At 71.9% G+C, this 11,819-nt stretch carries 11 protein-coding genes; 2 read left to right on the forward strand and 9 right to left on the reverse strand.

Going from position 1 to position 11,819, the window contains the following annotated elements; all coding sequences use genetic code 11:
- Positions 1-168: 168 nt before the first annotated feature.
- Positions 169-1,206, reverse strand: a complete 1,038-nt coding sequence (locus VFW24_08765; GenBank protein HEX5266854.1) for a TRAM domain-containing protein — start codon at positions 1,204-1,206, stop codon at positions 169-171.
- A 91-nt stretch (positions 1,207-1,297) separates the two neighbouring features.
- Positions 1,298-1,777 carry a CarD family transcriptional regulator gene (locus tag VFW24_08770; GenBank protein HEX5266855.1) on the reverse strand — a complete coding sequence of 160 codons (480 nt, stop codon included), beginning with the start codon at positions 1,775-1,777 and terminating at the stop codon, positions 1,298-1,300.
- Positions 1,778-1,877: 100 nt separating this feature from the next.
- On the opposite strand from VFW24_08770, the gene VFW24_08775 reads away from it, so the two are divergent.
- On the forward strand, positions 1,878-2,537 hold the full coding sequence (locus VFW24_08775; GenBank protein HEX5266856.1) for a Crp/Fnr family transcriptional regulator: 660 nt from the start codon (positions 1,878-1,880) through the stop codon (positions 2,535-2,537).
- A gap of 1 nt (position 2,538) precedes the next feature.
- Here VFW24_08775 and disA read toward each other — a convergent pair whose 3' ends face one another.
- From disA to VFW24_08795, 4 genes are read right to left on the reverse strand one after another with little or no spacing between them, the layout of a single operon-like run.
- The gene (gene disA, locus VFW24_08780) at positions 2,539-3,612 is read right to left on the reverse strand and encodes a DNA integrity scanning diadenylate cyclase DisA (protein ID HEX5266857.1); all 1,074 of its coding nucleotides are present in this window, start codon (positions 3,610-3,612) and stop codon (positions 2,539-2,541) included.
- 14 nt (positions 3,613-3,626) lie between these two features.
- Complete coding sequence (gene radA, locus VFW24_08785; protein ID HEX5266858.1) at positions 3,627-5,042, reverse strand: DNA repair protein RadA; 1,416 nt, start codon at positions 5,040-5,042, stop codon at positions 3,627-3,629.
- Between the two features lie 41 nt (positions 5,043-5,083).
- On the reverse strand, positions 5,084-5,446 hold the full coding sequence (locus VFW24_08790) for a universal stress protein (GenBank protein HEX5266859.1): 363 nt from the start codon (positions 5,444-5,446) through the stop codon (positions 5,084-5,086).
- A gap of 10 nt (positions 5,447-5,456) precedes the next feature.
- Positions 5,457-7,943, reverse strand: a complete 2,487-nt coding sequence (locus VFW24_08795; protein ID HEX5266860.1) for an ATP-dependent Clp protease ATP-binding subunit — start codon at positions 7,941-7,943, stop codon at positions 5,457-5,459.
- A gap of 136 nt (positions 7,944-8,079) precedes the next feature.
- Between VFW24_08795 and VFW24_08800 the strand changes: the two genes are divergently transcribed.
- Positions 8,080-9,078, forward strand: a complete 999-nt coding sequence (locus tag VFW24_08800; GenBank protein HEX5266861.1) for a polyprenyl synthetase family protein — start codon at positions 8,080-8,082, stop codon at positions 9,076-9,078.
- Between the two features lie 393 nt (positions 9,079-9,471).
- Here VFW24_08800 and VFW24_08805 read toward each other — a convergent pair whose 3' ends face one another.
- The 3 genes from VFW24_08805 to VFW24_08815 form a co-directional block, all read right to left on the reverse strand.
- A complete protein-coding gene (locus VFW24_08805) occupies positions 9,472-10,257 on the reverse strand; it encodes a type III pantothenate kinase (GenBank protein ID HEX5266862.1) in 786 nt (261 codons plus the stop codon).
- Between the two features lie 12 nt (positions 10,258-10,269).
- Positions 10,270-11,127, reverse strand: coding sequence for a carboxylating nicotinate-nucleotide diphosphorylase (gene nadC / locus VFW24_08810; protein HEX5266863.1), 858 nt, complete (start codon positions 11,125-11,127; stop codon positions 10,270-10,272).
- 13 nt (positions 11,128-11,140) lie between these two features.
- The coding region (locus tag VFW24_08815; GenBank protein ID HEX5266864.1) for an FAD-binding protein at positions 11,141-11,819 on the reverse strand (679 nt) is incomplete at its 5' end.

Raw genomic sequence — 11,819 nt, forward strand, 5'->3', positions numbered from 1 at the left:
CTACCCGCTCGGCCACGGCCCGGGCCCCCTCGATCGACCGCTCGAGGACGGTCCGGCCGCCGAGGAGCTGGAACTGCTTGGGGCCGCCGAACCGGGCTCCTGAGCCCGCCGCCACCACGATGGCCCACGTCCGCGGCGACCGGGCTCCCACCCGGGGGACGGTAACGGCTACCGCAGGGAGGCGAACAGCATGCGGCCGAGGGAGGTCTGCACCTGGCCGGTCACCTCGACCTCGACCTCGTTGCCGATCTGGTCGGCGGCGTCGCCGACCACGACCATGGTCCCGTCGTCCAGATAGCCCACGCCCTGGCCCTGGTCGCGCCCGGGCCGGCTGATCGGAAGCCGGAGCACCTCGCCAGCGGTGTGCTCCCCCCGCAGGCTCTCGGAGAGATGGTCGGGGTTGAGGCAGCGCACGCCCTGGAGCTCGGCCACCTGCTGGAGGGGGCCGTCCACGGTCAACAGGCCCACCCGCAGGCGCCGGGCCAGGGCCACGAGCTTGGCGTCGACTTCCCGGTACTCGACCATCTCGTCGTCGAGCACGTGGACCCGCACCTCGGCCCGGCGGACGGCGTCGAGGACCTCGAGGCCCCGGCGGCCCCTGCGGCGCCGGGCCGGGTCGTGGGCGTCGGCGACCGACTGGACCTCGTCGAGGACGAAGCGGGGCACGAGGAGCGGGCCGCGGAGGAACCCGGCCTGGACCAGGGACAGCACCCGCCCGTCGATCACGGCCGAGGAGTCGACCAGGACGGCGTCCCCGTCGGGGTCCTCCCCGTAGGGGGAGGCGCGCACGAGCGGCCGGGTCGAGAGGCCGGCCATGGCGAACAGCTGGGTCGCCTTGTGGCTGGCCAGGGCAAAGCCCGCCGACACGGCCAGCCAGACCACGAGGGAGTAGGTGAGCCACCCCACGGCCCACGGCAGGAAGACCAGCGCCGGGATGCAGAGGAGGGCGGCCAGGCCCCCCACGCCCACGGCGCCGAGGGTGCCGGCCAGCAGTTGGGCGGTCGGTACCCGCTCGATGTGGTCCTCGGCCCGGCCCCAGGCCCGGCGGAGCAGGCGGCCGCCTACGCCGCCCAGGAGGTAGCCGAAGAGGGCGCCGAGGGCTGCGCCGACCAGGGGGCCCTGTTCCAGTCCCTCCCCGCTGTGCCGCCCGATTCCGTAGCCCGCCGCGGTGCAGAGAAGGACCGTCAGGAGACGGGTGACCTCCACGAACATTTCACCTATATGTCGGCGGAATGCCCCGAAGCCTTGAACGGCCCCGGGCGGAGGGCGCCGGCGGGCCGGGAGGAGCCGGAGGGCCCTAGGGGAGGGCCTCGTTCAGCTTCTTCTCGGCCTCGTCCTCGGACACGCCGATGGCGAAGGTGAGCTCGGACACGAGGATCTGGCGGGCCCGGGTCAGCATCCGCTTCTCACCCGCCGACAGGCCCTTGTCCTTGTCCCGGATCGACAGGTTCCGAACGACCTCGGCCACCTGGTAGATGTCCCCGGACTTCAGCTTCTCGACGTGGTTCTTGTACCGGCGGGACCAGTTGGTCGGCATCCGCGCTTCCTTCTTGCGCAGGACGGCGAAGACCTCCTCGACCTCCTCGTCGTTGATGACCTCCCGGAGACCCACCTCGTCGGTGTTGTCCGCCGGCACCATGAGGGTCAGGTCCCCGTAGGCGAGGCGGAGGACCAGGTACTCCCGGTTCTCCCCGAATGCCTCCCTCTTCTCCCGGCGCTCGATGACAGCGGCTCCGTGATGGGGATAGACGACCTTGTCACCTACGTCGAAGGACATACCTCTCCCAAGGGCGAGACAGCAGGGGGGATGTGCACCAGGGTACGGCCCTTTCGCTGCTTTAACAACTCATAGGGAGGCGTCTGGGTACGCTCGGTCCGTGGACAAACGGGGCCTGCTGGCGCGCTCGGAGCTGCTGGCCGCCCTCGGCGAGGACGCGCTCGGCGCCCTGGCCGACACCTCGCGGGAGGTCTCGCTCAGCCGCGGTGAGGTCCTGTTCGACCAGGACGACGCCGGCCGGGACCTGTACATCCTGATGTCGGGGCGCATCGCCATCGCCAAGCGCGCCCCGGACGGACGCAGCTCGGTCGTGGCCCTCATGGAGGAGGAGGACCTCTTCGGGGAGATGTCCATGTTCGACGGGCAGGGGCGCTCCGCCGAGGCCCGGGCCCTGGAGCCCTCGCGCGTGATCGCAGTGCCTTACGACGCGGTGCGCGCCGCCCTCCAGGGCCGGCCCGAGGCCCTCTGGACGGTGGTGGCCCTGCTCGCCAACCGCCTCCGCGTGACGGATGAGGCGCTGGCCGACTCGATGTTCCTCGACGTCACCGGCCGGACGGCCAAGCGGCTGCTCGAGCTGGCCGGCGACAGCGACGAGTTCACCCTTCCCGTCACCCAGGAGGAGCTGGCGGGGATGGTCGGCGCGTCCCGGGAACGGGTGAACAAGGCCATCGCCACCTTCGTCCGCCTCGGCTGGCTCGAGCTGTCCGACCGCCGCTACCGCATCGTCGAGCGCGTGAAGCTGGCCCAGCGCGCGCTGTAGATCAGCTGTAGCGGTCCAGGATGCTGGACTCGGCCAGGCGGGACAGGCCCTCCTTGATGGCCTTGGCCCGGCCGGCGCCGACGCCTTCCACGTCGTCGAGCTCCTCCACCGATGCCCGCATGACGCTCGGCAGGTCCCCGAAGTGCTCGATGACGCGCTGGATCACGGCGTCGGGCAGTCGGGGGATCCGCGAGAGCAGCCGGCTCCCGCGGGGTTGGAGGCTGGCGTCGAGGCCGCCGGCGTCGGCCGGGATGTGCAGCACCCAGGCCAACGTCTTGAGGTCCAGCAGGTCCTCGGTGGACATGGCGGCCAGGCGGTCGAGCGCGTCGGTCAGCGTCCATCCGTTGGCCGGGCGCAGGTAGTCGCGGATCACGAGGTGGCGGTCGTCCTCGACGCCGCCCATCAGCTCCTCGAGCTGCAGCAGGATCAGGCGCCCGTCGGTGCCGAGCTCGACGACGTACTCCTCGACCTCCTCGGCGATCCGGCGGACCATCTCCGAGCGCTGCAGCATGCTCACCACGTCGCGCACCGTCACCAGGTCCTCGACCTCCAGGGCCGACAGCGACGCGCTGACGACGTCGAGACGGTTCTTGTAGCGCTCGAGGGTCTGCAGGGCCTGGTTGGCCCGGTTGATCAGGCGGGGGATCGACTCGAGGGGATGCTTCTCGGCGTTGCGGTACACGGCGATGACCGACATCGTCTCGGACGCCGATATCACCGGCACGTCCAGCGACCGGGCCACCCGCTCCGCCGTCCGGTGCCGGGTGCCCGTCTCGGTGGTGGGAACCGTGGGGTCGGGGACCAGGTGCACGTTGGCCCGGGCGATGCGGCTGGCGTCGCGGGCCAGGATGATGGCGCCGTCCATCTTGGCCAGCTCCGACAGGCGCTGCGGGCTGAACTCGGCGTCGAGGAGGAACCCCCCGGAGCAGATCGCCAGCACGGCGGCCTCGTCCCCCACCACGATGAGGGCCCCCATGTTGGCCTGGAGGATGCGGTCGAGGCCCTCGCGCAGCGGGGTGCCCGGCGCGACGGCGCCCAGGGCCTCGGTCATGGCCCGGCTGCGACGGGACGGCACGAGAACGATGGTAGTTAGGGCTTTACGACGGTGAGGACACGCGGTCTCACCGCTGGGGCGCGGTTCACGATGCCGGCGGCCTCCCCGACCGTGCCCATCCGCACCAGCTCGATGCCGGACGGGGCCTCGGTCGTCGAGCGGGGCACCACGGCGCGGGTGAACCCGAGCCGGGCCGCCTCCGCCAGCCGGCGGGGTGTGTGCACCACCTGGCGGATCTCACCACCGAGCCCGACCTCTCCGAACGCGACCGTGCCGGCGTCCACGGCCCGGTTCTGGCACGCCGACAGGAGGGCCAGCACCACCCCCAGGTCGGCGGCGGGCTCCCCCACCCGGATGCCACCGACCACCGACGTGTAGACGTCACGGCGGGCCAGCCTCGGATCGAGGGTGAGGCGGGTGTCGAGCACGGCCAGGAGCATGGGAAGACGGCCGGCGTCGAGTCCCTGCACCGAGCGGCGGGCGGGTGCCTCACCCTGCACGGTGACGGTGAGGGCCTGAACCTCGACCAGCAGCGGACGCCCGCCTTCCATAGCCGGCACGACCACGCTGCCGGCCAGTCCGGGCCGCCGGTCCGCCAGCAGGAGCGAGCTCGGGTCACTGACCCCCACCAGCCCGTCGCCGCGCATCTCGAACAGGCCCAGCTCACCGGTGGGGCCGTGGCGGTGCTTCACGGCGCGCACCATCCGCAGGGCGTGGTGGCGGTCCCCCTCGAACGACAGCACGGTGTCGACGACGTGCTCGAGGACGCGCGGCCCCGCCACCGTTCCCTCCTTGGTGACGTGGCCGACGAGCACGACCGCCGTGCCCGACGACTTGGCCGCCTCGACGAGGCGGTGGGCGCAGTGCCGGACCTGGGCCACCGACCCCGGCGCCGACTCCAGCGCCGGGTCGAACAGCATCTGCACCGAGTCGATCACGCACAGGTGCGGCTCCACCTCGGCGATGGCGGCGAGGACGTCGGGCAGGCACGTCTCGGCCACCACCCACAGGGTGGGGGCCAGGGCGCCCAGCCGTTCGGCGCGGGCGCGCACCTGGGACCGCGACTCCTCGGCGCTGACGAGCAGGCACCGGGCCCCCGTCGACGCCAGCATCCCGGCGGCCTGGAGGGTGAGGGTCGACTTGCCGATCCCGGGCTCCCCCGCCAGCAGGGTGACCGACCCCGGCACCAGCCCGCCCGCCAGGACCCGGTCCAGCTCGTCCAGGCCGGTGGGCAGCACGCCGGCGCCGTCACCTTCGACGCTGGACAAAAGGACAGGCCCCTCAGAGATGCGGGCCCGGGCGGCGGCGGCGTGCGCCGCTGCCGCCGGGGCGGCCTCCTCGACCTCCTCGACCAGCGAGTTCCACGCCCCGCACGACGGGCACCGCCCCGTCCACCGGGGCGTGGACGAGCCGCACTCGGTGCAGCGCTGGATGGTCCGCAGCCGTCCCATTCGGCGATCGTAAGGAGCGGGTGTGACGCCCCCGCGGATCCCTACGTGGTGTGGACTATGAGCAGGTGGCAGGGGGCGTGGTGGCTCACCTTGTTGGGAACCGATGCCAGGCGGCGGACCCCGGTCATGCCCTTGCTGCCGACCACCACCAGCCCGGCCTGCTGGCGCATGGCCTCGTCGACGAGCACCTCGGCCACGTCCCCCTCGGCGGCGCGCGCCTCGATGTCGACGCCGGAGTCGCGGTGACGCCCGGCCTCCGCCCGGGCGGTGTCGAGGGCGTCCCCGCCCCCGACGGCCAGGATGGTGAGAGCCGATCCGGTGGCGGCCGCCACCTCCACGGCGCGATCGACGGCGCGCCCCGCCGTCGGAGATCCGTCGGTGCCCACCAGCACCCGCCCGTACATGAGGAGGTCTCTACTCGGAGGAGGTTCCGGCCATCTCCACCGGCGGGGGCTCGATGCCCTGGATGGCGCGGAAGACGATCTCGTCCCCCTCGGCGTCGACGATGATCGTCTCCCCGACGGTGAACTCCTTCCACAGGATCCGCTCCGACAGCGGGTCCTCCACCAGCTGCTGGATGGCCCGGCGCAGGGGTCGGGCGCCGAGGGCCGGGTCGTAGCCCTTCTCGGCCAGGAGGGTCTTGGCGGCGGGGGTGAGCTCGAAGCCGAAGCCCTGGCCGTCGAGCTGGTTGGCCACCCGGCGGATCAGCAGGTCGACGATCTCGGTGACCTCCTCGCGGGACAGCTCGTGGAAGACGATGACCTCGTCGATGCGGTTCAGGAACTCGGGGCGGAAGTGGGCCTTCAGCGCCTCGTGCACCTTCTCCTTCATCTTCTCGTAGGTCACGGCCGAGGTCGTCTTGGCGAAGCCGACCGACGCCTTCCGCATGTCCGCGGTACCCAGGTTCGAGGTCATGATCAGCACCGTGTTCTTGAAGTCCACCGACCGGCCCTGCGAGTCGGTCAGGCGACCGTCCTCCAGGATCTGCAGGAGGGCGTTGAACACGTCGGGGTGGGCCTTCTCGATCTCGTCGAAGAGCACAACCGAGAACGGCTTGCGGCGCACCGCCTCGGTGAGCTGGCCGCCCTCCTCGTAGCCGACGTAGCCCGGGGGGCTGCCGACCAGGCGGCTCACCGTGTGCTTCTCCATGTACTCGGACATGTCGAGCTGGATGAGGGCGTCCTGGTCACCGAAGAGGAACTCGGCCAGGGCCTTGGCCAACTCGGTCTTCCCGACGCCGGTCGGCCCGAGGAAGATGAACGAGCCGCTGGGACGCTTGGGATCCTTGAGGCCGGCGCGCGTGCGGCGGATGGCCCGGGACAGCGCCTTGAGGGCGTCCTCCTGGCCGATCACCCGCTTGTGCAGCTCGTCCTCCATACGGAGGAGCTTGGCCGTCTCCTCCTCGGTGAGCTTGTAGACCGGGATGCCGGTCCAGTTGGCGAGGACCTCGGCTATGACCTCCTCGTCGACCACGTCGAACAGGTCCACGCCCTCGGAGCGCCACTCCGCCTCCATGGCGGTCTTGCGCTCCAGCTTCTCCTTCTCCTGGTCGGCCAGCTTCTTGGCGGCGTCGAAGTTCTGCTTCTCGATGGCCGCCTCCTTCTCGGCGCGGACCCGCGAGATGTCCTCCTCGAGCTGCTTGTAGTCCGGGGGCGTGGCCATGCGCCGGATGCGCAGGCGGCTGCCGGCCTCGTCGATCAGGTCGATGGCCTTGTCCGGCAGGAAGCGGTCGGAGATGTAGCGGTCGGCGAGGTTGGCCGCCGCCACCAGCGCCTGGTCCGTGATCGTGACCGAGTGGTGCGACTCGTAGCGGTCGCGCAGACCCTTCAGGATGTCGATGGTGTGGCTGAGCGACGGCTCCTCCACCTTGATCGGCTGGAACCGGCGCTCGAGGGCGGCGTCCTTCTCCAGGTGCTTGCGGTACTCCTCGAGGGTGGTGGCCCCGATGGTCTGCAGCTCCCCGCGGGCCAGCATCGGCTTGAGGATGCTGGCGGCGTCGATGGCGCCCTCGGCGGCCCCGGCGCCCACCAGGGTGTGGAGCTCGTCGATGAACAGGATGATGTCGCCGCGGGTGCGGATCTCCTTCAGCACCTTCTTGAGGCGCTCCTCGAAGTCACCGCGGTAGCGGCTGCCCGCCACCAGGGCGCCGAGGTCGAGCGTGTAGAGCTGCTTGCCCTTCAGCGTCTCGGGGACGTCGTTGGCGACGATCTTCTGCGACAGGCCCTCGACGATGGCGGTCTTGCCCACGCCGGGCTCCCCGATGAGGACGGGGTTGTTCTTGGTGCGGCGGGACAGCACCTGCATGACCCGCTCGATCTCGCGCTCCCGCCCGATGACCGGGTCGAGCTTCTTCTCCCGGGCCAGCTGGGTGAGATTGCGGCCGAACTGGTCGAGCACCGGCGAGCCCGAGGGGGTCTCCCCCTGGCCCTGGGCCCCGACGCCCGCCGCCGCGCCCTCCTTGTTCCCGTAGCCGGACAGCAGCTGGATGACCTGCTGGCGCACGCGGGACAGATCGGCGCCGAGGTTGACGAGCACCTGGGCGGCGACGCCCTCCCCCTCGCGCACCAGACCGAGCAGCATGTGCTCGGTCCCGATGTAGTTGTGGCCGAGCTGCAGCGCCTCGCGGAGCGACAGCTCGAGCACCTTCTTGGCGCGCGGCGTGAACGGCGGGGAGCCCGTGGTGGCCGACCCCGCCGGGCCGATGGTCTCCTCGACCTTCTCGCGGACCGCCTCCAGTGAGATCCCGAGGGACTCGAGGGCCTTGGCGGCGACACCCTCCCCCTCGTGGATCAACCCGAGGAGGATGTGCTCGGTCCCGATGAAGTTGTGGTTGAGGAGGCGTGCCTCCTCCTGGGCCAGCACAAGGACCCTGCGGGCCCGGTCGGTGAAACGTTCGAACAAGATGCCTCCTGGCGTGCCGGGTGGCTCGTTACCCGATTCTACTCGGGAGGGGTGTCAGTACGGCACCCCCCCCGGGGCGCGGGAATACCGACCCGGTTGTCGAGAACCCGGCGGGGTCGCCTAGCGTCCATGCCTGGTGAACATCGCCGAGCTCTTGGACCTTCCCCGGCTCGAGGACGATCTCTGCCGCGTGGAGGTCCAGCTGCGCCAGGCGGTGACGTCCGAGGACCCCTTCCTGACCGAGGTGGCCCGCCATCTGGTCGACGCCGGAGGGAAGCGCCTGCGCCCCACGCTCACAGTGGCCGCCTCCTCCCTGGCCCCCCCCGACACCGCCGCCGACCTCTCTGCCGACGGGGCGGCCCCTTTCGTCCTGGGTGCCGTGTCGGTCGAGCTGGTGCACGTGGGGTCGCTCTGTCATGACGACGTCATCGACGAGGCTCTCACCCGCCGGGGGGTCGAGACCGTCAATGCCCGCTGGGGGAACCTGATCGCCATCCTGGCCGGGGACTTCCTGCTGGCCCGGGCCTCGGAGATCGCCGCCGGGCTGGGGACGGAGGTGGCGGGCCTGCTCGCCGGCACCATTGCCAGGCTCTGCCAGGGTCAGACCCTCGAGATCCAGGCCGCCTTCGACGTCAAGCGGACCGAGACCGCGTATATGGCCGCCATCGCCGGCAAGACGGCCTCGCTCATGTCCGCCGCCTGCCGCATCGGGGCCCTGACCAGCGGCCAGAGCCGGGACCGGATCGACGCCCTCACCTCCTTCGGGCACGCCTTCGGCATGGCCTTCCAGATCTGCGACGACATCTTGGACCTGGTGGGCACCGACGAGAGCCTGGGCAAGCCCGCCGGCCTCGACCTGGTGGCCGGGGTGTACACCCTGCCGGTCATCCGGGCGATGGCCGACCCCGAGACCAGGGCCGAGCTGGAGTCCGTGCTCGGCGGTCCGATCGATCCCGGCACCCGGGACCGGGCCCGGGACGTGGTGCGCTCCTCCCCTGGCCTGGGCGAGGCGGTCACCACGGCGCGTGAGTGGGCCGACCAGGCGGGCGAAGCCATCTCCCTCATCGGCGGCCCCGCCGCTGCCCACCTGGCCCAGCTCAGCCACCGCCTGATCGACTCACTGCCGGTCTCCTGACCGACACGCTGCCGGTTCGCCTGGCCGACTCGCTGCCGGGCACCTGACCGGCCCCCCCCACCTACCCGCGAAACACAATTTCCGTGCCGTATATGAATTTTCACATATGCACGGCATCATTTGCGCAGGGAGTGCCCTATCGTGCGCTCTCCGTCCTCCTGAACGGCCGATATCGCCACGTCTCGTGTTGGTCCCGCTCCTTCTCGTGGTATTTCTGCGCTTTATGTGAACTTTCACATATGACCGGCAGATTTTTTTCTCGCCGTGGTCTCCCTCCTCGGTCCGGCCGCCCCGGTCGGGCGGGCGGGACGACCTGCACGGCACCGTCGCCGCCACCGGGCGACCCGGGACGGGCGGCTCCGGTCGGGCGGGGGGCGCGGCGGGCGGTGGGCGTCAGGCGGGGCGGGCGAGGTTGCGGCGGTAGATGAGGCGCAGGCCGTGGAGGGTGAGCCAGGGCTCCACGTACTGGATCGACTCGGTGAGGGGGGCCAGGAACTCGGCCAGGCCCCCGGTGGCCACGACCGTGGCGGGGCCGATCTCGGCGTCCATCCTCCGGCACAGCCCGTCGACGGCGGCGGCGAAGCCGTAGACCGCCCCGGAGCGGATGGAGTCGACGGTGCTGCGCCCGATGAGGCGGCGGGGCTCGGCCAGCTCGGTCCGGCGCAGGGCGGCGGCCCGCTCGAACAGGGCGTCGAGGCTGACCTCGATGCCGGGGAGGATGGCGCCGCCGAGGTACTCGCCCTTGTTGGAGACGGCGTCGACGGTGGTGGCCGTACCGAAGTCGACGACGATGCACGGGCAGCCGTAGAGGTCGTGGGCGCCGACGGCGTCAGCGATGCGGTCGGCCCCGACCTCCTTGGGGTTGTCGTAGAGGATCGGTATCCCGGTCCGGGTCCCCGGCTCGACGACCACCGCCGGCACGTCGTACCAGCGGTCGATCATCAGGCGTAGGGCCGCCGTGACCCGGGGCACGACCGAGCACACGGCGATGCCGCTGACCTCCTCGCCGGCCCGGCGGCCGTCCAGGTCGAGGAGCTGGGCCACGAGCATGGCGTGCTCGGCCGCCGTCCGCTCGGGGACGGTGGCGACCCGCCAGTGGTGGGCGAGGTCGCCTTCGCCCTCGGGGCCGTACATCCCGAGCACGGTCTGGGTGTTGCCGACGTCGATGACCAGGAGCACGGGCGGGGAGGCCTAGGAGGTTCCGAGGTCGAGGCCGATGTCGAGCACCGGCGCCGAGTGGGTGAGGGCGCCGACCGAGACGAAATCGACCCCGGCCCGGGCGTAAGCGGCCGCCGACTCGAGGGTGATGCGGCCCGACACCTCCACCGGGGTCGTGCCGTGGTCCCGCACCAGGCCCACCGCCTCGGCCGCCTGGGCCGCGTCCATGTTGTCGAGCATGACCATGTCGGCCCCGGCGGCCAGCGCCTCCTTGAGCTGGTCGAAGCTGTCGCATTCGACCTCGACGTGGCGGCCGGGCCACTGCCGGCGGGCCGCCTCGACGGCGGCGGTGACCGACAGCCCGCCCAGATGGTTGTCCTTGACCAGCACCGCCTCGGACAGGTTGGCCCGGTGGTTGACCCCGCCGCCGGCGCGCACCGCCGCCTTCTCAAGGGCGCGCAGCCCCGGGGTGGTCTTGCGGGTGTCGCGGATGCGACAGCCCGGGTTCACCTCGGCCACCGCCTCGGCGTAGCGCCGGGTCAGGGTGGCGACTCCCGACAGGTGGCCGAGCAGGTTGAGGGCGGTGCGCTCGGCGGTGAGGACGGAGCGGAGGCGGCCCCTCACGGTCCCGACCACGTCCCCGGGCCGCACGGCGATGCCGTCGTCGAGGAGCCAGCGCACCTCGACGTCGGGGTCGACCTGGGAGAAGACCTCGCCCGCCGAGCGGACGCCGGCTACCACGCCGGGCTGGCGCGACACGAACCGGGCGGCACACGTGACGGTCTCCGGCACCAGCGAGGCGGTGATGTCCCCGATCGGCAGGAGGTCCTCGGCCAGGGCGGCGGCCACGACCGGGCGCACCGCCTGCATCGGGGGGTGGACGTCGCTCACCGCGTCACCGGGCTCACGGGGCCAGCACGAGCCGCAGCCGGAAGGCGTCGTCCGGGTGGGGGAACTCGGTGCGGGTGTGCGAGCCCCTGCTCTCGTGGCGCTCGGAGGCGGCGCGCAGCAGCGCCCAGGCGACCGTCCCCAGGTTGGCCAGCTCGGCCTGCGCAGGCGTCGAGCGGGGCCCGGCGGCCAGCGGCGCCACCACCCGGCAGGTCTCGTCGAGCGAGGCGGCGCTGCGCAGGACTCCGGCGCCCGTCGTCATGGCCCGCTGCAGCTCGTGGCGCGCCTTGTCGGCGTCGACGTCGGCCCGACCGTCGGGCGGGGGGAGACGGAGAGCGAGGGGACGGCCGTCGATGTCGGGGCGACCGGAGCCGAGGACGGCGCGCATCGCACCCGACGGTCGGGGCCCGTCCTGGCCGGACACGATGGCCTCCACCACGCGGGGCGCAAAGACCATCCCTTCGAGCAGCGAGTTCGACGCCAACCGGTTAGCGCCGTGCACGCCGGTGCACGCCGCCTCTCCGCACGCCCACAGGCCCGGGAGCGACGAGGCGCCGTCGAGGTCGGTGACGATCCCGCCCGACAGGTAGTGGGCGGCGGGCGCGATCGGGAGCCAGTCGGCGGAAGGGTCGAGACCCACCGCGGTGACCGAGGCCGCGATGGTCGGGAAGCGCTCGCTGAAGTGCTCGAGCTCG

The organism is Acidimicrobiales bacterium (assembly GCA_036273495.1).
Lineage (GTDB): Bacteria > Actinomycetota > Acidimicrobiia > Acidimicrobiales > JAJPHE01 > DASSEU01.